The organism is Shewanella marina JCM 15074 (genome assembly GCF_000614975.1).
GTDB lineage: Bacteria > Pseudomonadota > Gammaproteobacteria > Enterobacterales > Shewanellaceae > Shewanella > Shewanella marina.
In genome coordinates this window covers 59,789-82,176 of record NZ_BALM01000011.1, presented here as the reverse complement: position 1 = coordinate 82,176, position 22,388 = coordinate 59,789, and the positions used below count along the sequence as shown (strand labels likewise).

General features: G+C 42.8%; 20 protein-coding genes and 1 pseudogene. 8 read left to right on the top strand and 13 right to left on the bottom strand.

Going from position 1 to position 22,388, the window contains the following annotated elements; genetic code table 11:
• Window position 1: 1 nt before the first annotated feature.
• A complete protein-coding gene (gene hemG / locus JCM15074_RS10200; RefSeq protein ID WP_025821111.1) occupies window positions 2-535 on the bottom strand; it encodes a menaquinone-dependent protoporphyrinogen IX dehydrogenase in 534 nt (177 codons plus the stop codon).
• A gap of 249 nt (window positions 536-784) precedes the next feature.
• Between hemG and JCM15074_RS10195 the strand changes: the two genes are divergently transcribed.
• Window positions 785-1,639: a TIGR03899 family protein gene (locus JCM15074_RS10195; protein ID WP_025821110.1), complete on the top strand. Its 855-nt coding sequence runs from the start codon at window positions 785-787 to the stop codon at window positions 1,637-1,639.
• Window positions 1,640-1,649: 10 nt separating this feature from the next.
• Here the strand turns inward: JCM15074_RS10195 and cysC are convergent, their stop codons facing one another.
• The 5 genes and pseudogenes from cysC to cobA all read right to left on the bottom strand — a co-directional run bounded on the left by cysC (window position 1,650) and on the right by cobA (window position 7,207).
• The gene (cysC, locus tag JCM15074_RS10190) at window positions 1,650-2,276 is read right to left on the bottom strand and encodes an adenylyl-sulfate kinase (protein WP_025821109.1); all 627 of its coding nucleotides are present in this window, start codon (window positions 2,274-2,276) and stop codon (window positions 1,650-1,652) included.
• 26 nt (window positions 2,277-2,302) lie between these two features.
• Complete coding sequence (locus tag JCM15074_RS10185; protein WP_025821108.1) at window positions 2,303-4,027, bottom strand: SLC13 family permease; 1,725 nt, start codon at window positions 4,025-4,027, stop codon at window positions 2,303-2,305.
• 2 nt (window positions 4,028-4,029) lie between these two features.
• Window positions 4,030-5,471, bottom strand: a pseudogene (gene cysN / locus JCM15074_RS21760) (sulfate adenylyltransferase subunit CysN).
• A 12-nt stretch (window positions 5,472-5,483) separates the two neighbouring features.
• Entirely contained in the window at window positions 5,484-6,392 is a 909-nt protein-coding gene (gene cysD, locus JCM15074_RS10175; RefSeq protein WP_025821107.1) for a sulfate adenylyltransferase subunit CysD, read from the bottom strand.
• 11 nt (window positions 6,393-6,403) lie between these two features.
• A complete protein-coding gene (gene cobA / locus JCM15074_RS10170; RefSeq protein WP_025821106.1) occupies window positions 6,404-7,207 on the bottom strand; it encodes a uroporphyrinogen-III C-methyltransferase in 804 nt (267 codons plus the stop codon).
• A gap of 299 nt (window positions 7,208-7,506) precedes the next feature.
• On the opposite strand from cobA, the gene JCM15074_RS10165 reads away from it, so the two are divergent.
• The 3 genes from JCM15074_RS10165 to JCM15074_RS23565 all read left to right on the top strand — a co-directional run bounded on the left by JCM15074_RS10165 (window position 7,507) and on the right by JCM15074_RS23565 (window position 10,866).
• Entirely contained in the window at window positions 7,507-8,352 is an 846-nt protein-coding gene (locus JCM15074_RS10165; protein WP_051536878.1) for a phospholipase A, read from the top strand.
• A gap of 46 nt (window positions 8,353-8,398) precedes the next feature.
• Window positions 8,399-9,286, top strand: a complete 888-nt coding sequence (gene blaDIM, locus JCM15074_RS10160) for a DIM/SIM/IMP family subclass B1 metallo-beta-lactamase (RefSeq protein ID WP_199899793.1) — start codon at window positions 8,399-8,401, stop codon at window positions 9,284-9,286.
• A 203-nt stretch (window positions 9,287-9,489) separates the two neighbouring features.
• Window positions 9,490-10,866, top strand: a complete 1,377-nt coding sequence (locus tag JCM15074_RS23565) for an NHL repeat-containing protein (protein WP_025821103.1) — start codon at window positions 9,490-9,492, stop codon at window positions 10,864-10,866.
• A 121-nt stretch (window positions 10,867-10,987) separates the two neighbouring features.
• On the opposite strand, the gene JCM15074_RS10150 is transcribed toward JCM15074_RS23565, so the two are convergent.
• The 5 genes from JCM15074_RS10150 to JCM15074_RS10130 form a co-directional block, all read right to left on the bottom strand.
• A complete protein-coding gene (locus tag JCM15074_RS10150) occupies window positions 10,988-11,686 on the bottom strand; it encodes a hypothetical protein (RefSeq protein WP_025821102.1) in 699 nt (232 codons plus the stop codon).
• The gene (locus JCM15074_RS10145) at window positions 11,677-12,720 is read right to left on the bottom strand and encodes a hypothetical protein (protein WP_025821101.1); all 1,044 of its coding nucleotides are present in this window, start codon (window positions 12,718-12,720) and stop codon (window positions 11,677-11,679) included. The genes JCM15074_RS10150 and JCM15074_RS10145 overlap by 10 nt, the downstream gene beginning before the upstream one ends.
• 69 nt (window positions 12,721-12,789) lie before the next feature.
• Window positions 12,790-13,554: a phosphoadenylyl-sulfate reductase gene (locus tag JCM15074_RS10140; RefSeq protein WP_025821100.1), complete on the bottom strand. Its 765-nt coding sequence runs from the start codon at window positions 13,552-13,554 to the stop codon at window positions 12,790-12,792.
• Window positions 13,547-15,241, bottom strand: a complete 1,695-nt coding sequence (gene cysI / locus JCM15074_RS10135; protein WP_025821099.1) for an assimilatory sulfite reductase (NADPH) hemoprotein subunit — start codon at window positions 15,239-15,241, stop codon at window positions 13,547-13,549. Before cysI ends, JCM15074_RS10140 begins: the two co-directional genes overlap by 8 nt.
• A 16-nt stretch (window positions 15,242-15,257) precedes the next feature.
• Window positions 15,258-17,039 (bottom strand): assimilatory sulfite reductase (NADPH) flavoprotein subunit, encoded by a 1,782-nt coding sequence (locus JCM15074_RS10130; RefSeq protein ID WP_025821098.1) that lies wholly within the window; start codon window positions 17,037-17,039, stop codon window positions 15,258-15,260.
• Between the two features lie 266 nt (window positions 17,040-17,305).
• Between JCM15074_RS10130 and JCM15074_RS10125 the strand changes: the two genes are divergently transcribed.
• Genes JCM15074_RS10125 through JCM15074_RS10115 form a run of 3 tightly spaced genes read left to right on the top strand, consistent with a single transcriptional unit; the run spans window position 17,306 to window position 20,147 of the window.
• On the top strand, window positions 17,306-18,484 hold the full coding sequence (locus tag JCM15074_RS10125; protein WP_025821097.1) for a Re/Si-specific NAD(P)(+) transhydrogenase subunit alpha: 1,179 nt from the start codon (window positions 17,306-17,308) through the stop codon (window positions 18,482-18,484).
• Window positions 18,484-18,759, top strand: a complete 276-nt coding sequence (locus JCM15074_RS10120) for an NAD(P) transhydrogenase subunit alpha part 2 (RefSeq protein ID WP_025821096.1) — start codon at window positions 18,484-18,486, stop codon at window positions 18,757-18,759. The genes JCM15074_RS10125 and JCM15074_RS10120 overlap by 1 nt, the downstream gene beginning before the upstream one ends.
• 5 nt (window positions 18,760-18,764) lie before the next feature.
• Window positions 18,765-20,147 carry an NAD(P)(+) transhydrogenase (Re/Si-specific) subunit beta gene (locus JCM15074_RS10115; protein ID WP_025821095.1) on the top strand — a complete coding sequence of 461 codons (1,383 nt, stop codon included), beginning with the start codon at window positions 18,765-18,767 and terminating at the stop codon, window positions 20,145-20,147.
• A gap of 69 nt (window positions 20,148-20,216) precedes the next feature.
• Here JCM15074_RS10115 and JCM15074_RS10110 read toward each other — a convergent pair whose 3' ends face one another.
• Both JCM15074_RS10110 and JCM15074_RS10105 read right to left on the bottom strand, forming a co-directional pair.
• A complete protein-coding gene (locus tag JCM15074_RS10110) occupies window positions 20,217-20,471 on the bottom strand; it encodes a superinfection immunity protein (RefSeq protein WP_051536877.1) in 255 nt (84 codons plus the stop codon).
• 48 nt (window positions 20,472-20,519) lie between these two features.
• Window positions 20,520-21,407 carry a LysR family transcriptional regulator gene (locus tag JCM15074_RS10105; RefSeq protein ID WP_025821093.1) on the bottom strand — a complete coding sequence of 296 codons (888 nt, stop codon included), beginning with the start codon at window positions 21,405-21,407 and terminating at the stop codon, window positions 20,520-20,522.
• Between the two features lie 100 nt (window positions 21,408-21,507).
• On the opposite strand from JCM15074_RS10105, the gene JCM15074_RS10100 reads away from it, so the two are divergent.
• Window positions 21,508-22,371: a pirin family protein gene (locus JCM15074_RS10100; RefSeq protein WP_148300773.1), complete on the top strand. Its 864-nt coding sequence runs from the start codon at window positions 21,508-21,510 to the stop codon at window positions 22,369-22,371.
• Window positions 22,372-22,388: the final 17 nt, after the last annotated feature.

The following is a 22,388-nucleotide window of genomic DNA, read 5'->3' as shown; positions in this document are numbered from 1 at the left end:
ATTATGCTGCTTGACGAGATTGGTGAAACTGCTGCGCAAATTCATCAACCTTGTCCCAAGGGGTAAATTCAATTTGAGTATTAGGATCGGTTGGGCCTTTAGTGATCCACATAATAAAGCGAATAATATTACGATCCATTACGCCATAGCCTTGGTAATCTAAATTACCGGCAAACACTTGTAAAAACTCAGGTTTCCACGTGGTTTTAGCGAGAAACTCTTGCATATATGGATTAGTTTCAGGAGTATTTTTAGCCGGTTTACGCGCCACCAAACTGACAGCAAAAAAGCCATTTTGTTTTTGCTCTAGTTGGCTCTGATTACGGCTGATAAATTCATATAACTCAGGACGATGCTTACCATGACGAATGCTGGCACCAATTAACACCTTGTCATAATCAGTAATATCAGGATTATCATTTAAACTAACCAAATCAACTTGTTCGCCTGCTTGTTGCAAGATTTGGCAAATATGCTGGCAAATCTTAACGGTTTGACCATGAACACTTGAATGAATAATGAGCGTTTTAGACACGTGTGCCTCTTGTAATTACACAGAAAACAGATTTAAGCATCATAGGTCAAAAAGCCGTGTAATTACTTGAAGCAGATCACCTTGCTCTGTCACTGCCACAGCTAACGCAAGATAATTCTACCTAGCTCACACTTGTTATACCAACTTGATTAAGAAGGTGATCATTCAGCGGGAGTTCAAGGTGGTATTACTTCACTTTTCAGCCATACGGCCGATAACAAGTTAAGTTTATTTGGGATCATTTTTATTATGACAGCAGCTGTTGCAACCAAACCAAGCTCGACCAATGCTAACGACACCACTGAGATTAAGGTGAACGCCAATAATTGCGCCCGTAAAAAAGCGTTATCACTTGGTTTAAATTTGGGTTTGGTCAGCACTAAAGAGTACCAAGTGAGCCAAGCATCCTTGGTTGAACGCCGTCAGCAGCGGCTTTATCAGCAGCATCGTAAATACCAGTCCAATGTTGAAACCATCTACCATATTGCGATTAAAAATGCGGCCACAGACGAACTTGGTGAAGTGCCTGATGGTGATTGGTTGCATGACTATTGGCAACATGCAGAGCGAGTTCATCAGCCACAAATGCAGTTATTGTGGGCTAAATTATTAGCCTATCAACTTAGCCATAGTCAGCATTTTCAAGCACGTAATTTCAGTAAATTAAAACAGCTGACCGAAACAGACATTATCGATTTACAGCTAGCCTTTGGCTTAAGTTGTCGCCTCAATAACGAACGTTACCCAAAGTTGATTTTTAATTGCATTAACAGCGGTGGCTTAAACCACTATTTTAAAGGACCAAGCCGCTACGCGATTAATCTGACTAGCCATAGTTTTAATAATCGACAGTTACTTAATTTGATTGATGCGCAGCTATTAGAATTAAATGAGTTTGAAACCCAAAAGCTGCATGAAGGTAGATTGACCATTTTAGACGAGCACCTTAATTGGCGCGCAAAACAAGGGGTAATACAATTCAAATATTACCGCTTTACCCCTTTGGCCGAACAGTTATTGCCCCTGTTTGATAACCGAGTAACTAAGCGCTACCAGCAAGACATTAAAGCTTTAATCGCCTCATGCACTCAGCTACTCGCTTAAAAACTGTTGCTTAAATACCACTGCCATTATCGTTATGGTCACTCACATCAATAGCATTGATGGCACTTAAAAAAGCCAATAATGTATCGACCTGTGCCGCCAGTGTGCCTTTGCTGGTATCAATTTCAATTTCCGCAGCTTGTGGCGCCTCATAAGGGGCACTAATGCCAGTAAAGTGACTAATTTCGCCAGCTCTTGCTTGCTGATATAAGCCCTTAGGATCACGTTTTTCGCACTCAGCTAAAGAGGTAGACACATACACCTCAATAAACTGTCCCTCGGCGAACAGCTCTCTAACGCGGTTGCGCTCTGCTGCCGTAGGCGAAATAAAAGCAGATAAGACAATCAAGCCTGCATCCACCATCAATTTAGCCACTTCACCAACACGGCGCAGGTTTTCATCTCTATCAGCTTCGCTAAAGCCCAAGTCTTGGCATAAACCATGGCGCACATTGTCACCATCGAGCAGATAAGTATGCGCTCCGCGTGCAAATAATGCCTGTTCTAATGCGCCAGCTAAAGTTGATTTACCCGCACCCGATAAGCCCGTAAACCACAATAGTAAAGGTTGCTGCTGCTTTTGACGGCCACGCAATGCTTGCGTTAATTGATGCTGATGCCAGACAATATTATTCATCTCGATTTATGACTCCAAAAATAAAACTAAAACGGAAACCACTGCGGCACTAAAGTGCACACAATCACGCTATACAGCACAGATAAGGGCAAACCTAAACGGACAAAATCACTAAAACGATAACTGCCCGCGTGATACACCATTAAGTTGGTTTGATAGCCATAAGGTGAAATAAAACTGGCACTGGCACCAAACACCACCGCCAAAATAAACGGCTTAATATCAACCCCATAATGTAATGCCACTGAATAAGCAATTGGAAATGCCAACGCTGCGGCGGCGTTATTGGTAATTAACTCCGTCAGTAATAAGGTTAATAAATAGACCCCAATAAACGCGCCATAGACGCCCATATGATTAAATTGCGCTAATAGGTAACTGGTAATATTGGCCGCTAATCCAGAGCTAATCATCAAATGCGCCAAATTGAGCGCACTGCCAACAATAATCACTAATTCAAGTGGGAAGCGTTGTCGCATCTCGGTTAATGTCACCGCGCCCATGAATAGATAAACCAATAACAACACCAATAAGGTTTTCGCTAACGCAATGCCACTTAACATGCTGGCAAATATCGCCACCGCAAAACCAATTAGCACCCATAAACTGCGATAACGACTTAAACTTAAACTCACCCCTAACCCCGTCACCGCTGCAAAATCATGCAATCGCTGCGAAGCCTGTTGAAACTGACTACCGGGTGTAAGCAACAACACATCACCCGCTTGTAAATTAACATCGCCCAAACCACCTTTTAATGGCGTGGCACCTCGACGAATAGCCATCACTGCAGCATCATATTGCTCTCTAAATTGGCTCGACTTTAATGACTGCCCGACTAAATTTGAGCTCGGCGACAAAACCGCCTCCACTAAATGTTGCCCCTGCGCTTGATGCTGACCAAACCATTGCAAGCCATCAAACTGTTGTAACAAGCTGACAGAGTTAACATCGCCACTGAAACGTAAGCGGTCACCCGCCTGTAAAATCCACTGCGGCGGCACAGGTGAAATACGCACACCGTCGCGCTCTAGCTCGGCTAAATAGAGTTTTTTAAGCGCTCGCAATTGATTCTGCTGCACGCTGCGGCCAATCAATTTAGAATCACAGCTAATGCGCGCTTCCAATAAATATGGCAACTGCAACGCCGCAGGCGATTGGCTACGATTTGGTAAGGTATGGGCTAACAGCATCAGCAATAGCCCACCAGCGAACACCAGTACAATGCCAATCGGCGTAAACTCAAAAAAGGTTAATGGCGTTAAGCCTGCATCTTCAACAAACGAGTTCACAATCAAGTTAGTGGAGGTGCCAATCAAGGTTAATGTGCCGCCTAAAATAGCCGCGTATGACAAGGGCAATAGCAGCTTATGCGGTGGATGATTTTCATTGCGCTGCACCACCCCAATCAATGAGGCAACCACGGCGGTATTATTGGTAAACGATGACAATAACGCGGTAAAAAAACCGAGCTTGGCAATCGATGCAGTAAAGCTAGACTGACTAATATGCTGGCTGAGTTTGGCTAATATCGTGGTTTTCTCTAAGGCTAAACTTGCCAACAACAGCAGCACTAAGGTGATTAAACTGGCATTGGTAAAGCTGGCAAACATCTGCTCCAGTGATACCAATCCCAGTAAATAACTCACAATAGCTGCGCTAGCAAATACCGCTGCAGGCTTAAACTTGCCAGATATCAATCCAGCAAGTAACCCAACTAAAATCAATGCTAGCCAACTAATATCACTCACGGCTATTCCTTCAGACGACTAATATCAATCGCTTGCCAATGTGGATATTGACGACGAATAAGCGCATTAAGCTCAAGTTCAAACTCACTAAATTGTTGGCTTGCAGCTTGAGTTTGACTTAACTGCCCAGATTGCGCCGTTAACGCTGCCACGGTGGCGTTGGTTAAGCGGTCAATCAGCACCAAAGCGCCTGTTTCACCATGTTGCAAATAAAGGTCAATGGCAATTGGCTCAACGACAGTCAATTTAACTCTGGCAATAGTATTTAAGCCACTTCACTCGCTTGGTGTTGCGTCAGGCTGTTAATATCCCACTGATACTCAATGCTATCGACTTTGGCTTGGGTCTTTTTACCCGCCACTTTAATGTCATAAAGCTTACCTAGCTGCAGCGGTGTTTCATCCATCCACACTAAATCAGCCTCAAGTTGATCCACCACTTGCGCCGGTGCATTGCTGCTCACCAATAAGTCACCACGGGAGATATCAATCTCATCGGTTAAGGTCAGCGTGACCGCTTGCCCTGCTTGCGCCGAAGCTAAATCACCATCAAAGGTGACAATCCGCGCCACTTTACTGGTTTTGCCCGACGGCAATACCGTTAATGGATCGCCAACGCGGATCACGCCGCTGCTAATGGTGCCAGCAAAGCCTCTAAAATTCAGATCCGGTCGCAACACATACTGCACAGGTAAACGCGCATCTTTACTGGCTTTACCTTGGTCGGTGTCAATCTGCTCTAATAAGCGCAGTAATGTCTCACCTTGATACCAATTCATCTGCGTAGATCGATTAACCACATTATCGCCAGTTAAGGCAGACACAGGTACATAGTCGATATTCAGCTCGGCTAAATGGCTAATGGTTTCAGCAAAATCAGCACTAATCTGATTAAAGCTGGCCTCACTAAAATTCACCAAATCCATCTTATTAATCGCAACCACGAGATGCTTAATCCCCAGTAGCGAAGCAATAAAAGCATGGCGCTTGGTTTGCGTTTGTACCCCATAACGCGCATCAATTAAAATAACCGCAGCATCACAAGTGGATGCGCCCGTTGCCATATTACGGGTGTATTGTTCATGCCCCGGCGTGTCTGCAATAATGAATTTACGTTTATCACTGGAAAAATAGCGATAAGCCACATCAATGGTAATGCCCTGCTCACGCTCGGCTTGCAGGCCATCCACCAGCAAAGCCAAATCAATCTCATCACCCGTAGTGCCCATCTTCGCGCTGTCTGATTTTAGGCTGGCTAATTGGTCTTCATAAATTTGGGCACTGTCATGCAATAAGCGGCCAATTAAGGTACTTTTACCATCATCAACACTGCCACAGGTTAAAAAGCGCAATAAGCCTTTTTGCTGCTGCGCTGCTAGATACTCAGCGACACCTAGCTCGGCTATTTCTGCGGCGACAGCTTGATTTTGTACTGCTGCATTCATATGACTCTCCTCCTAGAAATAGCCTTGACGTTTTTTAAGTTCCATCGATGCACTTTGGTCGGCATCAATTAAACGCCCTTGTCGTTCACTTGAACGGGTCAGTAGCATCTCTTCAATAATCTGTTCTAAGTTATCTGCAGTAGAAGGCATCGCCGCCGTTAACGGATAACAGCCTAAAGTTCGAAAACGTACGGATTGCTCTGTCACTTGCTCATCTTCATTTAGCGGCATCCGCTCGTCATCTACCATAATCAACATGCCATCGCGCTCAACGACGGGTCTTGGCTTGGCAAAATAGAGCGGCACAATCTCAATATTCTCTTGGTAGATATATTGCCAAATATCAAGCTCAGTCCAGTTAGAGAGTGGGAACACTCGAATGCTTTCGCCCTTATCTACCGCGCCGTTATAGGTGCGCCATAGTTCAGGCCGCTGGTTTTTAGGATCCCAGCGGTGATGCTTATCTCTAAATGAATAAACTCGCTCTTTAGCACGTGACTTTTCCTCATCACGACGGGCGCCACCAAAAGCCGCATCAAAACCATACTGATCTAACGCCTGCTTTAGCCCTTGAGTTTTCATAATATCGGTATGTTTAGCACTACCATGGGTAAAGGGATTTACCCCCTGTGCAACCCCATCAGGGTTAGTGTGTACCAACAATTGCAACCCTAACTTTTGCACCTGCTGATCACGAAAATGAATCATCTCTTTAAACTTCCAGCCCGTATCAACGTGCAATAACGGAAACGGGATCTTGGCAGGATAAAAAGCCTTACGCGCAAGATGCAGCATCACCGATGAGTCCTTACCAATGGAGTAAAGCATCACCGGATTATCAAATTCAGCGGCGACCTCGCGGATAATCTGAATACTCTCAGCCTCAAGCTGCTGCAGATGGGTTAATCCTGTGTCTGACATGTTTGACTCCATTAGTTAATATTTAAAACCGCAGTTAACTCACTCGCAGCCATAGGGTTAAACCAGCTTAATTGCGAAGCTAAGGTCACCACATCACCAATAATGATTAAAGCAGGAGTAGGCGCATTGGCACTGACTTGCGCTAACGATTGAAGATCACCAGTAAACACTTGTTGATTCGGCCGCGTAGCATTGGCAATCACCGCAATCGGCGTGCTGGCGCTGCGGCCTGCGTTAATCAAATTATCACTAATAATTTGCGCATTTTTATGGCCCATATACACCACCAAAGTACGATTAGCATGGCGATATTGCGCCCAATCTAAATCAAGCTTATCGGCTTGGCAGTGGCCCGTGATAAAACTGACATCTTGGGCAAAATCACGATGAGTCAACGGAATGCCCGCATAAGCAGCGCCGCCACTGGCAGCAGTAATGCCCGGCACCACCTCAAACTCAATATTGGCCTGCGCCAATACCTGTACCTCTTCACCACCGCGGCCGAAAATATAAGGATCGCCGCCTTTAAGACGCACCACCCGTTTACCCGTTGCCGCTTTAGTGACTAATAACTGATTAATTTGATCTTGCGCTGCACTGTGTTTGTCGGCACGTTTACCGACCGCAATGGTTTCACAACTGCGCGGCACTAACGCCATAATCTCAGCACTAACCAAGGCATCAAATAACACCACTTCTGCTTGCTCAAGCACACGCAGTGCTTTTACAGTTAATAACTCAGGATCACCAGGCCCTGCGCCAACGAGCCAGACCTTGCCTGTTTGTGTGAGTCCCGGTAGTGTGACTAAATCCATTGATGCCCCCTATTGCTGCTTTAGTGCAATATAGCGAGACTTCTTATTACAATATAAATAAGTATTTATTAGTTTTTATAACAGAATGATATAAAAACAGTGAGCATTTGATACAAAGTGGTGCTGTAGCAGTAGATAGCGCCAAAACGGCTAATTCAGCTAACGATTACGCTATAAGCCATAGCCAAAGGTTCTAGTTAGACACTGAAACTGCTAGGATGCCATCAGAGAAAGATTGTATTAAGGAAGATAATAACAATGCCGCAGTTACGATATTTGCCCACCAGTTTATTAGGCTAATGCTCAGTACCCACTATGCCAATGCTGATGCATCATTATTAGAAGAACGGGTTGAAGATGAACTCGCCACCTCAGAACTGCCCTTTGTTATCACGCCGCATAAGGTCAACTATCTACTGCCAGTGACCTATAATCCATCCCCTAATAATGCGCCATTTGAGCAATCAGATGAGGTACATTATCCGCTGGATAAAGTCGAAGCCAAATTTCAAATTAGCTTTAAATTCCCACTGGCTTACAATCTGTTTGGTGATAATGGTCACCTGTTTTTTGCTTACACCAATCAGTCATACTGGCAGGTTTTTAATAAGGATATTTCATCCCCGTTTAGGGAAACCAATCACGAACCCGAACTGTTTATGCTGTTCAACAATGACTGGCAAGTCGGTAATTTTATCAACTCATTTTGGGGCTTTGGTATTAGCCACCAATCGAATGGCGCTTCTAATCTACGTTCACGCAGTTGGAACCGCATTTATGGCACTATGGTATTTGATGGTGGTCCCATCGCGATTGGCACTAAGGTGTGGTGGCGTCTGCCAGAAGATGAAAAGGACTATATTGGCGATCCGCGCGGTGACGATAACCCCGATATTGGCAAATATATGGGTAACTTTGAAATCAATGCGGTTTACGGGCTTGAGCAACATCGTTTTACCATGCTGCTGCGCAATAACCTGCGCAAGAGTAATAAGGGTGCTATCGAACTCACTTGGAGCTACCCCATCATAGGTAATTTACGCCTCTACACTCAATACTTTAACGGCTACGGTGAAAGTCTGATTGATTACAATGTGCATAATCAGCGCTTTGGCATTGGGGTGTCTATTAATGATTTGTTGTAGCGGATAGGGTTGTGGCTTTGATGCAGTCTCTAGCTAATGCAGATAGATGTTTGTATTTTCCCACACAAAAAAGGGCAAACTTGCGTTTGTCCTTTTATCATCCTATTTAAGACATAAAAATAATAATTCATTGCTAATTACCATTTGTAAACTGATTATGCCCCTGTTAGCTTCGGTAATATCGACTGACAATCTCTCGAGTAAAGCAATGAAACCATACTATTTAATCTTGTTAATATTCTTCAGTGTTAACTCATTGGCTGAGTCAGTAATACCTAACATTGAGATTGTAAAACTTAAAGATAATATCTTCTTACATAAGTCTTTTCGTTATGTTCAAGAGTATGGTTTGGTGAGTGCAAATGGTCTCATCATTATCGAAAACAAACAGGCTTTTATTATTGATACACCGTGGTCAATTCAAGACACTAAAAAATTGGTCAACTGGATAAAATCTAATGGTTATGAATTAAAGGGAAGTATTTCAACCCACTCACATACTGATAGAACCACTGGCATAAAGTTCCTAAATAATCACTCAGTTCCCACTTATGCGATGAGCTTAACTAATCAAATCTTAAAAGATAACAAACAAGAGTTAGCAACGGTCAGCTTTGACAAAACACCATTTACATTAGCGAATGGCTTAATTGAGGTGTTTTACCCGGGGCACGGTCATACCATCGATAATGTAGTGATATGGCTACCTAAATCTAAAATATTGTTTGGTGGTTGCTTAATTCGTAGTCTTGATAGTAAAAGCTTAGGCTATACCGGAGAAGCTGATATTCAGCAGTGGTCTGGTTCTATTGAAAATATCATATCAACCTACCCCAATATTGCTACTGTAATTCCAGGTCATGGTGAATTTGGTGACAATTCTTTATTACAACATACAATAAATATATCTAAATCCACAAAATCAAATAATTAATAACAATATTGCTTGTTCAAAAAATAAAATAACAAAAAATATATTTACTCGCGCAAAAACCATTACACTTAATCATTATAAATTTATTACGACAACTGCATGGAATTATATACCAACATCCACACATATCTTAATACCAATATTATCAATTCATTCAAACATATCATTTAAAGTCATAAGTCTTTAATAAAAGGAGTTTTACAATGAGATTTATAATTAAAATAATTTTATTAATTAATAGTTTAATCATAATATCAGTTACAAATGCATCAACTTGGGAATTGGCATGGAAAACCAATAATTTACCTAATCCTGAGTCAGTAGTTTATGACTCAACTAGAAACATACTTTTTATTTCAAACCAAGCATATGCAGGTAAAAATGGGGAAGCATCTATAGGACAATTGACACTCAATGGTGCGGTCATAGCAACTAATTGGGTTACAGGATTAGATGAACCCAAAGGTATTGCCATTGCTGGTGATACTCTTTATGTCAGTGATAAAACATTTCTTGTTAAAATTGACATTCCTTCAGGAAAAATCATAAAACGTTATATCGGTAAGGGTGCTAAAGCACTTAATGATGTTGCCATTGACCCCCATGGTAATGTCTATGTATCTGACATGTTTAATAGCGCTATTTATAAGCTAGATACTAAAGATAATTTTGAATTATGGCTAGATAGTCCAAAACTTGAAAATCCTAATGGGTTGCTCATCGAAGGTAACGATATATACATATCTGCATGGGGTTCTTTTAATGATGAAAATCCCCTAGAAGCGCCCTATGGCAATTTATTAAAAGTATCACTAAAGGATAAACAAATAAAAAAAATAACTAAACAAGCGCTAGGAAATTTAGATGGTATTCAGCGATATAAAAAAGACTTTTTGTTATCTGACTGGAAAGCGGGAAAGATATTCACAATTACGCCCAGTGGAAAAGTAACAGAAATAATTAAAACTGAACGCAGTGCCGGAGATATTGAATACTTAAAACAACAGGACATGATTATTATTCCTATGGCTTTACAAGGAGAAATCCTTGCTTATCATGCCACAGATGTAAAACGTCCATTGGGTGTGCGCCGTAATGGAAGCTACTATAGTCGTTTAGAATGGACAAACGCGACTTTACCAACCCCTTTATATTGGGCTGCTAACCTTAACGATGATGATACAGCTCGAAATGGTGGGAGCTGGGGGGCTCCTACCAATGGGCCAGCAGAAGCAGTTTTGAGTTTTTTTGGTGAAAAACAAATAATTAAACGTGTTCGTATCTTTCATAACGTAGGAGCAACTATCAGCCCATTGGATGAATTAGCTAAAGAAATTAATATCTTCGTATCTGATGACTCTAACCTACAGCGTATAGGCGATGAGAAAGCAGACATAACGAAATTCAAATGGCAAAAAATTGTAAATGCAGAAATGAAACAACAAGAAGGCTGGTTTGAGTTTACCTTGAAAAAACCAGTGAATGCACGATATGTGCGAATTCAATTAGTTGAAAACTTTGGAACACCAGTAGAACGTCCCTATGTCGAAACTAATGAAATTTTATTTTATCCAAAGTAATAGTTTCCTCTTAGAAAAAGGGAAATTGATAAGTTTATAAACTTAGCAACTAAAAGGGCAAACTTACGTTTGCCCTTTTATCATCTCATTACTTTTTAAACTCAGCCGTAACTCAAAAACCTTATTTAACTGGCTTTTTAGTGCTGAGTAGATCGTAATCAATCTGAATATTAGTTGGGTTAAACTTAAGCTCTGTGCCCATTTCAAAATCAAACTTTTCAAAGTTCTTCATTTCGGGTGGTAGCTGTTCACCACTCATTTCGGCAAAGGTCATAATCGGTTTAATCATGGCGCCGTAATCAGCAAAGGCTTTAAGGCTACCGTTGGGGGTTAAATCTTGCTGCGCGAGAGATTGCGCTGCGCGCTGACCACGCTCACCGGTGTAAACCACTAAGTGCTGACCTTCTACCGCTAACATCATGTCAATATTAGGGGCAATCATCGACAGCGGCGTATTCTCAAGTTTGATAGGGGTGTTATCTTGCGGCAGTTTAATTTGGCCTAACATCGGCTGCATGCTGCTCAGCATTGACCACACTTGGCGCGGATTATTCAGGGCAATACTGAATACTGCATCCATTGACTTGATTGGATTGTTTTCATCATTTTGCACGTCAAATTGGTACAGGTTAAAGCTCATGCCTTTAAGATCGCTCACCATGCCACTCATCATGGTTAATGCAGTTGGATCTGAGGCTTCTAACATGGTCTGCATTTCAGCCAATGGCTGACATTGATATTGCGGCGTCAGTAAGTCTTGCCAAATGTCATATACTGCTGAGCCCACATTGGCGACATCAAGACCCACACCTAATGACAAAATAGCATCATCTTTATTGAGGTAATTGCTAACACGCCTTTGGTTTGCATCAGCGCATCTAATATCACCTTATTGTTACTCGGTATATAAGATGCGGTCTTCATATTAACGTGCTTATTGCTGATTTGTAGATCCGTGGTACCGCCTATCCAATAAGGCCAATTTGCGGCGATGGCGCCCACTTCAGTTTGGCACTGCGGCGTATGGAATGCTGCAAGCTCACTATTAAGCTCGCTATCACCTAACTGATTGAGTTGCTGCGCTAATAAGTTTCCATCTTTGGTGGTTAATGCCGTCGCTAACTGTTTGAAATCAACATAGGTAATATTTGAGTGTTCTAATGGATACTGTTTATACATCTCAGTAATTTTAGTCACATCAGCCAATGAGGTTTTAGGTGCGGTTTGACCGAGTGCAATCTTGCCATCTTTATCTGACAGCTCAACTGGCATAATAGCGATAGTAAGCCAGCCTTTTTCGACCTCAAAAACTAAGTTAGCAAAGGGCTGGTTAGCATCGTCTTGCACGACTAGCGTGCGAATGGTTTGGTCGCCTTGGCTCTGGCGAGCTAACGCAATACCGCTATTTTTTTCTGCGGTATCTAACACCTGCCAAAATGCGGCAGGATCGGCTAACTCCACTTTAAATACTGGGATCATGCCCACTGCGTAACTCACAAACTTAGCCCGTTCTTTTAAACCAAAGGTTTTAACAAACTGCTCGCCTGATTGCATACTAACTAAATATTGACGTACAAGGCTGGCAAAAAAACTACTGGTCGGCGAGTCATCGACTGCGCTAAAGGCGTTCATTACCTCTTCGGTGGTATAACTTGATGGTGTAGCGTCGATATAATCTTTAATTGGAAATGGATCAAATGATGCGGAGAAAAACAGGGTATCGGCAGGTACTTGCTTTAAGAAACTTATATCTTTTTCGTCAAAACCATCGCGGCTCGATTCATCACTATTGTACCAATAGCCAACTCCTAAAGCGGCAACCACTGCCGCAACGACCAATGTCTTATTCATCATGCATCATCCTAGATTAATTATTAACCTCTAGGATAATACACTATGATACAAACTTACCCAATCAATCGATTAAATCTCATCATGTAAGCCACATTCTCGCTTTAATCCATTGAAACGCGTCTCTTGTTCGCTCATGCCTGCGGTTAATGGCTGACTGGAATGAGTATCGCCCACTGACACATAACCTTGATGCCAAAGTGGATGATAAGGCAACTGTTGCTCGGTTAAATATTGGTGCACTTGTTTATTGCTCCAATCAATAATCGGCAACACTTTATAACGTTGACCATGTATGGCGAGGATGGGTAGCTCACTGCGACTGTCTGACTGACTGCGCCTTAATCCCGCAAACCAAGTGCCCACCTTGAGTTCGTCTAAAGCGCGTTGCATTGGTTCCACTTTATTGATGCGATTATAAAGCGCGAGTTGCTCGGCGCCTTGTTGCCATAACTGCCCATATTTGGCTTCTTGCCATGCACTTGAGCGCTGCGCCCGATAGACTTTAAGATTTAAATTTAACTCTCGGGTCAGTCTGTCAATAAACTGATATGTCTCACTAAAAAGATAGCCAGTATCGGTCAAGATAATCGGCATATCAGCTTGCTTTACCGTTAGCATATGCAGCATAACAGCGGCTTGAATACCAAAACTGGATGACAATGCTGCTTGTGCGGGCAAATAGGCAAGCGCCCACGCAACTCGCTCATTGGCGGTTAACGTTTGTAGCCATGTATTGAGCTTGGCTAGCACCTGTTGTTGTTCGGCTGCAGGCGCCTGTAACAGTGCTTGCAGCTGCGCCTGAGTATATGGTGATGTAAGCGTTAGCTTATCCATGAAAATCCTTAGCGGCATCGGTCACAGCATTTACTATGCCTGTCCGCACGGTAAAATTACCAAAGGTTTCATCCGCTAAACCTTGTGCGGCATATTGACCAAATAGCTGATCTAACTCGGTTAATATGACAGCTTCATCGACATTTTCGCGGTACATTTTATTTAAGCGTGTGCCTTCATAGCTAGCACCTAAATAGAAGTTATATTTACCGGGCGCTTTACCTACTAAACCAATTTCTGCGGCAAAGGGTCTAGCACAGCCATTAGGACAACCAGTAATTCGCACCACTATGGCTTGTTCGCTAATGCCATGCTTTTGCTGCAGTGCATCCACTTGATCAATAAAGTGCGGGAAATAGCGCTCGGCCTCGGCCATTGCTAATGAACAGGTTGGCAGTGCCACACATGCAATCGAGTGGCCTCTAGTTGCTGATAATTCCGCCCTAAGCAAACCATGTTCACGGGCAATCTGCTCAATTTGCGCTTTATCTGCCGCATCCACATTGGCAATAATCATATTTTGATTGGCGGTCATTCTAAAATCACCTTGATGGATTTTAGCGATTTCACGCAAGCCTGTTTGTAACATACCTTGGGCGGTGTCTTTGACTCGGCCACTTTCAATAAACAGGGTTAAATGCCACTGTTTATTCTCGCCCTCTACCCAACCATAGCGATCACCACGATCACCTATCACGACATCACGCCATGCTTGTAGCTGAATACCTGAACGCTGCTGCACTTCGGCGCTAAACTCGGCCAAGCCATGATCCACTATGGTGTACTTTAAGCGAGCTCGTTTGCGGTCGACTCGGTTACCCCAATCTCGCTGCACCGTCATCACCGCTTTGGCAAATTCAACACAATCTTGCGCGGCAATAAAGCCCAGTTCATCCGCTAGACGAGGGAAAGTATTAACATCGCCATGGGTTGATCCCATACCGCCACCAGCGACCACATTAAAACCAATTAGCTCACCTGCCTCTGCCACCGCAATAAAACCCAGATCATTGGTATACACATCAACGTCATTATCGGGCGGTACTGCCACTGCCATTTTAAATTTACGCGGTAAATAGGTATTGCCATAAACCGGTTCGACTTCATCTTCAACCGATAATAGCTTCTCTTTATCTAACCAAATTTCAGCATAGGCGGCAGTATGTGGCAGCAATTCATCTGACAGCTTTTTAGCCCAATCATAGGCTTGTTGATGCAATACCGAAACGTGTGGGTTGGGATTACACATCACATTACGATTAACATCACCACACGCGGCAATGGAATCAAGTGCTTGTCTGTCTAAGCCTTGAATCAAGGTTTTTAGATTACGCTTAGGAATACCGTGATATTGAAAGGTTTGCCGCGTGGTTAATCTAATCGAATTAGAACTGGTTAAGCTGGAGGCGATTTCATCTACCGCTAACCATTGCTGCGGACTACAAATACCACCGGGGACGCGAGCACGTAACATAAAGCTATAAAGGGGCTCTAGTTTTTGTGCTTTTCGCTCAAGTCGTAAATCACGATCATCTTGTTGATAAAAACCGTGAAACTTAATCAACTGCTGATCGCCATCGCTAAATGCGCCGGTCACTTGGGTATCTAAACCTTGTTGAATGCTGCCGCGCAAATAATCACTATCTGTTTTTAGGTATTCATTTACCGCTAGTTTTTGCTCACTCATTGTCATACCTTTATTGTTAGTAAACGTCTTTTTGATAGCGTTTATTGCTGCGTAAATCTTGCCAATATTGTTCAGCAGCGGCTTCATCTAACCCACCTTGCTGCATGGCGATATTAATTAGTGCTTGCTCCACATCTTTAGCCATTCGATTAGCATCACCACAAATATAGAGATGAGCGCCACGTTCAAGCCACTGCCACACTTGCTTAGCTCGTTGCTGTAATCTGTGTTGTACGTAGATTTTTTCAGCTTGGTCACGCGAGAAGGCCAAATCTAATTGAGTTAACACCCCTTGTTTTAACCACTGTTGCCACTCGGTTTGATACAGAAAATCTTGCTCAAAATGAGGGTTACCGAAAAACAGCCAGTTATCACCACCATGACCTAGTGCTGAGCGTTGCTGCATAAAACTTCTAAACGGTGCGACGCCTGTACCTGGACCAATCATAATCACTGGCGTATCTGGATTTTCAGGTAAACGGAAATGGTGATTGGGCTCGACATAAACCTTTATGTTTTGCCCTTCAGTGACTTGGCTTAAATAGGAGGATGCGCCACCATAACGTAGTTCGCCTTGATGCTCATCCGCCACCAATGCCACGGTTAAATGCACTTCATCTTCAACCTCTTGCTGACTTGAGGCGATAGAGTAAAGTCTTGGGGTAAGATCGCGTAACCACGACACTAATTGTTCAGCGGTGACACTGATTGGATAATGCGCCACTAAATCAGCCAATTGATGCTGTAGCATAAATTGCCTTAACGCAGGTTTATCATCTATCAATGCTAATAACGGCGCGGCTTGGCTGGCCTGCGCCCATTGCTCAATTAGCTTAGGTGATAACTGAGTTAACTCTTTATGCTGCAATAATAATTGCTGTAATGTTTGGGTTTTGCCCGCCAGCTCAATGTCAGTATTGCCATCAAGTTGTAGACCCGTCAGGATTTCATCCACTAAGGCCGTTGAGTTCTCAAACCAGACCCCAAGCGCATCCCCTGCTTGATAACTGATACCTGAATCGGCTAAATCGAGTTCAACATGGCTAATACTACGATCAGAATCGCGGCCTGTGATTTTTTGACTAACAATCACCTCAGCTTGATAAGGATTAAACTTGTCGTACTGGCTGTTGGTCGCTTGTTGAAATGGCACCACACTGCCGCTGTCGCCGCTTGATTGCAAAATAGCATCGGCTTGCGTCAGTAACGCTTGCTGCCACGCGGCAACGTCCTGCTGATAATCAACATCACAATCCACGCGTTCGAGAATTGGCTTAGCACCAAGCGCAATTAGGCGCTGTTCAAAGTCTTTACCCATTTGACAGAAAAACTCATAACTTGAGTCACCTAGCGCCAGTACTGAAAACTGTAACTTATCGAGTTTGGCTGCGCGTTTAGAGGCTAAATATTGATGCAACTCGATGGCGTCATCTGGCGCTTCGCCTTCACCATGGGTACTGACCACAAAAGTCACTAGGGTTTCTTTGGTGAGCTGCTTCGGCTTGTAATCGGCCATTGATTGCAAATTTACTGAATAGCCTTTGGCTGTCGCTAAATTTGCTAAGGTCTGGGCTATCATCCGACCATTACCCGTTTGGCTACCATACAAAATGGTCATCACACTGGCACTGTCTGTTTGTGGCAATCTTGACTGAGCAGGCAATTCGGCTTTAGCCGCTAAATAACCACTCGTCCAAGCGAGTTGTAATGGATCTAATTCGGCAGACAGCTGTGATAACTTTTCTGCTTGTGATTGTGATAATGGCAAAGCCATCGAACTTACTGCATTTTGAGACATAGCTTACGGCCATAATTAAACATGGCTTTAGCTTATCGTCATCAACAAAATCCAAAAAAGAATAAAAACATATTTTTTATTCTTTCTTAATATATGTGCAAGGTCACAAAATAGGCTACAAAAGTGTGACGTAGTGCAAAAAACACATTTTTATTTGATGTAGGACAATGCAATTCTTCAATAACCTCTTGTCAGGTACCTAGAAATTGCGACAATGACGTTTCATCTAAAATGTAATCATACATTTCCTAACTGAGGGTGTTCCTTTGAAACTAGGTCTACCAAAAGAGAATTTTGCCGGGGAAACCAGAGTTGCTCTGATCCCTGCCAATATTGCTCGATTAATCAAAAAGCAGATTGAAGTGGTTGTTGAGTCTGGCGCTGGTTTAGCTGCTGGTTTTACTGATGCAGAATATCAGCAAGCTGGCGCACAAATCACTACAGATCGCCAAAACCTACTGACCAGTTCAGATATTATTACGCTGGTTAATCTAAAAGGCCCACAATTCGAAGAAATTAAAGCCATTTGTAAGCCACAACAGTTACTTATTGGCATGATGGATCCATTGATGAATCCAGTTCATGCGCAGCAATTAGCTGAGACAGGTTGCAGTGCTTTTGCCCTTGAATTAATTCCTCGTATTACTCGCGCTCAGAGCATGGATGTGCTCTCTTCTATGGCGACGATTGCAGGATATAAAGCCGTTATTTTAGCCGCTCACAAAGCTCCGCGTTTATTCCCAATGATGATGACTGCTGCGGGCACCTTAAAGCCAGCAAGAGCCTTTATTATGGGCGTTGGTGTAGCAGGCTTACAAGCTTGTGCAACCTCAAAGCGTCTTGGCGCTGTAGTTGAAGCTTACGATATTCGCCCCGCTGCACGTGAACAGATTATCTCGGTTGGTGCTAAACCCGTTGAGCTTAATATCGAAGCTGAAAATACTGAAACTAAAGGTGGTTACGCCACCGAACAAAGTGATGAATTTATTGCCCGTCAGCAACAAGCAATGGCGAATGTGTTAGCGCAGCAAGATATTGTAATCACTACCGCTGCCATTCCGGGTCGTAAAGCACCAGTATTGATTACTGCAGCGATGGTAGAAGCCATGAAACCGGGCACCATTATTGTCGATTTAGCCGCTGAAACTGGCGGTAACTGTGAACTGACCCAAAAAGGGGTTGAGGTTAATCACAACGGCGTGATCATTATGGGGCCTGAAAACATTGCTGGCACAGCGGCAAATCATGCCAGCCAAATGTACGGTACCAATATCGAACATTTATTGAATCTAATCATTGATAAAGAAGGTGTGTTAACACTGGATTTTGAAGATGAAATTATTCGCGAAACCCTCGTGGCTCACGATCACCAAGTGATCAACAATCGAGTACGTCAACTACTTGATTTAGCACCATTAGCCACCACTGAACAAGAGGCTCAATAATGGAATTATTACTACTGCTGACGCTATTTGTGGTTGCTGTCTTTTTAGGGGTTGAATTAATCACTAAAGTACCACCGACACTGCATACTCCACTGATGTCAGGTTCCAATGCAATTTCTGGTATCTCATTGGTCGGTGCTATTTTATCTGCGGGCTCTGACGCTGGCTATTGGGTCAACATTCTAGGCTTTATCGCTGTGGTATTAGCGACCATTAACGTGGTTGGCGGCTATATGGTAACCAACCGCATGCTTAGCATGTTCAAGAGGAAATAAGCGCAATGGATAACACGATTATTTATCTAGCCTACCTAGTGGCGTCATGCTTATTTATCTTAGGTATTAAAGGCTTAACCAAACCTCGTACTGCGGTACGTGGTAACCAACTATCTGCATTAGGTATGCTAATTGCGGTAGTGGTAACACTGCTTGACCATAGCATTATTAGCTATCAATGGATTATTGCAGGCATTATTGTTGGTGGTGCAATTGGCGCCTTTATGGCGAAGAAAATCCAAGTAACTGCCATGCCACAAATGGTGGCATTACTAAACGGTTTTGGTGGTGGTGCATCGTTATTTATTGCGATTGCTAACTTCTTAGACCCTGCATCAGCCACTCATACAGTGGCACTTATCTCAATCGGTGCAACGGTACTGATTGGTTCGGTCACGCTTTCCGGCTCATTTATCGCGTTTGCGAAGCTGCAAGAGTTGATCTCAGGTAACCCAATCCGCGTACCGGGTAACAAGGTGATTAACCTTGTCTTGTTAGTGGCTGCTATTGCGCTATCAGGTGCAATTGTGGTTGATCCAACTCAAATTGATCTGATTTATGCACTTGCAGCAGTATCGCTACTGTTAGGTATTTTCTTAGTAATACCTATTGGCGGCGCAGACATGCCTGTTGTGATTGCACTACTGAACTCATATTCAGGTATTGCAGCTGCAACTACAGGTTTTATTACTGGCAACACAGTGCTGATTGTAGCAGGTGCACTAGTGGGTGCCTCTGGTATCATCTTGACCCAAATCATGTGTAAAGCGATGAACCGTTCACTGTTTAACGTGCTATTTGGCGTAATGGGTGAAGGTGGCGTTGTTGCTGATGCTGATGAAGTGTATGCCGGCAAAGTAAAGTCAACTTCACCTGAAGAAGTGGCCATGTTACTTGAAACTGCAGAGCGCGTAGTCATTGTGCCAGGTTATGGTTTAGCAATGGCACAAGCACAACATGCAGTGCGTGATTTAGCCAATGAATTACAACGCCGTGGTACTGATGTTAAGTATGCGATTCACCCAGTAGCAGGTCGTATGCCGGGTCATATGAACGTATTGCTAGCGGAAGCTGAAGTGCCTTACGAGCAGTTAATTGAGATGGATGAAATTAACCCTCAATTTGAACAAACTGACGTTGCTATTGTTATTGGTGCTAACGATGTAACCAACCCACTTGCCCGTGAAGATAAGACTAGCCCAATTTATGGTATGCCTATTCTAAACGTTGATAAAGCACGTACGGTTATTGTCATTAAGCGCTCTCTAAGTCCTGGATTTGCTGGTATCCCTAACCCACTGTTTGCTAACGATAACACCCTAATGTTATTTGGCGATGGTAAAAAGGAAATCGTTGAACTAACTAAAGACTTAAAAGAAGCTGATTAATTTAGCGGCTTAAGCAGACTTAAAAGGACAGCAATTGCTGTCCTTTTTTATGATCTCTTATTAATGACTTTATGATTTAGTTTGTTTAAGTTTATCAGCATATTTACCTGCGGCTTTACCGCCTACAGCCCACACCAACACTGCGCCCCACGCTATGAAAGAAAGACCTGCGGGAATACAAGCCAGAAAAATATATTTTACATGTTTACGATTAAAGATGAGTGCTAACAAAGCTGGTAGAAACCACACCAATACAATCGCGAATACGATTAATATTAATGTGATGCCATCATATTCAGTAAACAGGTTATCAAAAAATTCCATTTTAACTCGCATTCATTAACTGTAAGTAATCACTAACATAGCATACATTTAATGATAGTCTAATCGCTCCACTAAGAAGTCAATTAAGTACCTGACCTTCAACGGTAAATAGTTACTGGCAGGATACAGCGCATAAGCATACATATCTGCCACATGATAATCCGTCAAAATAGGCAACAATTGTTGCTGTTTAAGTTCACTACTGATGATGAATTCAGGCAATAAGGTGACACCATGACCAGACAAAGCCAACCGCTTTAAAAAATCGCCATTATTTGCCACAATCACAGGTTCAATACTGACGTTATACAGCTGTTTATCGGCATCAGCTAGACGAATTAAGTTATCTGTTTGGCTACTGTATTTTAGGAATTTATGCTGTTTTAACTGCGGGAGTGTTTGTGGCTTTCCGTGCAATTTAAGATACTTGGGACTTGCACATAACACATGCTTAATTGTGCAAATTTTACGGGCTCGCATTGATGAATCTTCAAAATTATCGATTCTAAATGCTAAATCAAACCCATCCTCAACCACATCAACTTTGCGATCTGAAAAATCCACATCCAATAATAAGTCAGGATGCCGCTGCGAGAACTCATCAATTAAAGGCGCTAATTGGCATAAACCAAAAGAGAGTGGCAAGGATATTTTTAAGCGTCCCTGTAAGCATAAACTGGTGACCGCAATTTGCTGATGCAAATCATCAATTTCAGCCAATATTTGCTTAGCTTGTTGGTAATATAAACTGCCCGATTCGGTCAAACTCGATTTACGAGTCGTACGATGGATAAGCTTGGCGGCTAGACGCTGCTCTAAATCAGCCAAACGCTTGCTTACTGCTGATTTGGCAATGCCTAATTGTTCGGATGCCTTGGTAATACTGCCGGTATCAACCACCCGAATAAACACTTTCATATCTTCTAATTGGCCCATTGATTGTTCTCCTTTATTCAACAATCAATTTCTATTCTGTAGGTTTATCCATTATTGGTCAATATGTCACCATATCAGCAACAACAAACGGAGGCATATTATGACTATAAATACAGTACAACAACGGCGCATCCGTGAACTCAGCCATATCACTAATGGTTTAAGAGCAACCGATGGTGATGGCGTTAAAATGACCCGTTTAATTGGTCATCATCAATTAGAGATGCTTGATCCATTTCTATTACTGGATTGTTTTGAGACTGAACAAGCACAAGATTATATTGGTGGCTTCCCTAGCCATCCACACCGTGGTTTTGAAACGGTTACCTACATGATCGACGGTAAAATGCGTCATAAAGACAGCATAGGAAATGAAGGCGTGATTGAAGCCAATGGTGTGCAATGGATGACGGCTGGCCGAGGTATTATTCACTCTGAAATGCCAGAGCAAACCGCGGGCTTAATGCGTGGCTTTCAGCTTTGGGTCAACTTACCTCAAGCTAATAAAATGACAGCACCGCGTTATCAAGAATTTGCAGCAGATAAAATTGCTGTGGAATCATTAACTCATGGCAGCAAAGTACGAGTCATTGCAGGAAGCACCAATAATGGCACTCAAGGCACGGTAACAGAGCATTTTGTCTCACCGACTTATTTTGATGTGAGCTTGAATGCTGACGACCATTTTAGTCATCGACTCAATGCTGAACATAATGCCTTTATCTACATACTTGAAGGTGAAGCGATAGTCGGTGAACAGCAGCAACGAATTGGCCGTAACCAATTAGGCATTTTATCGTTAGGTGAACAGATTAATATTCAAAGTCAGACAGATAACTGCCGATTTTTATTGATTGCAGGACAGCCACTCAATGAAAGCGTTGCCCGAGCTGGGCCATTTGTCATGAACACTAAACAGGAGTTATTACAAGCTTACAGTGATTACCAAGGTAATCGTTTTTAACAACTAAAATTACGCCA

Excerpts from the sequence above, each read along its gene's own strand:
- blaDIM (WP_199899793.1), top strand. The coding sequence starts at position 8,399 with ATGTTTGTATTTTCCCACACAAAAAAGGGCAAACTTGCGTTTGTCCTT.
- JCM15074_RS23565 (WP_025821103.1), top strand. The coding sequence starts at position 9,490 with ATGAGATTTATAATTAAAATAATTTTATTAATTAATAGTTTAATCATA.
- JCM15074_RS10140 (WP_025821100.1), bottom strand. The coding sequence starts at position 13,554 with ATGGATAAGCTAACGCTTACATCACCATATACTCAGGCGCAGCTGCAA.
- JCM15074_RS10110 (WP_051536877.1), bottom strand. The coding sequence starts at position 20,471 with ATGGAATTTTTTGATAACCTGTTTACTGAATATGATGGCATCACATTA.
- cobA (WP_025821106.1), bottom strand. The coding sequence starts at position 7,207 with ATGGATTTAGTCACACTACCGGGACTCACACAAACAGGCAAGGTCTGG.
- JCM15074_RS10165 (WP_051536878.1), top strand. The coding sequence starts at position 7,507 with ATGCTCAGTACCCACTATGCCAATGCTGATGCATCATTATTAGAAGAA.
- JCM15074_RS10115 (WP_025821095.1), top strand. The coding sequence starts at position 18,765 with ATGGATAACACGATTATTTATCTAGCCTACCTAGTGGCGTCATGCTTA.
- JCM15074_RS10120 (WP_025821096.1), top strand. The coding sequence starts at position 18,484 with ATGGAATTATTACTACTGCTGACGCTATTTGTGGTTGCTGTCTTTTTA.
- JCM15074_RS10130 (WP_025821098.1), bottom strand. The coding sequence starts at position 17,039 with ATGTCTCAAAATGCAGTAAGTTCGATGGCTTTGCCATTATCACAATCA.
- cysC (WP_025821109.1), bottom strand. The coding sequence starts at position 2,276 with ATGAATAATATTGTCTGGCATCAGCATCAATTAACGCAAGCATTGCGT.
- cysI (WP_025821099.1), bottom strand. The coding sequence starts at position 15,241 with ATGAGTGAGCAAAAACTAGCGGTAAATGAATACCTAAAAACAGATAGT.
- JCM15074_RS10105 (WP_025821093.1), bottom strand. The coding sequence starts at position 21,407 with ATGGGCCAATTAGAAGATATGAAAGTGTTTATTCGGGTGGTTGATACC.
- JCM15074_RS10100 (WP_148300773.1), top strand. The coding sequence starts at position 21,508 with ATGACTATAAATACAGTACAACAACGGCGCATCCGTGAACTCAGCCAT.
- JCM15074_RS10195 (WP_025821110.1), top strand. The coding sequence starts at position 785 with ATGACAGCAGCTGTTGCAACCAAACCAAGCTCGACCAATGCTAACGAC.
- JCM15074_RS10145 (WP_025821101.1), bottom strand. The coding sequence starts at position 12,720 with ATGATGAATAAGACATTGGTCGTTGCGGCAGTGGTTGCCGCTTTAGGA.
- cysD (WP_025821107.1), bottom strand. The coding sequence starts at position 6,392 with ATGTCAGACACAGGATTAACCCATCTGCAGCAGCTTGAGGCTGAGAGT.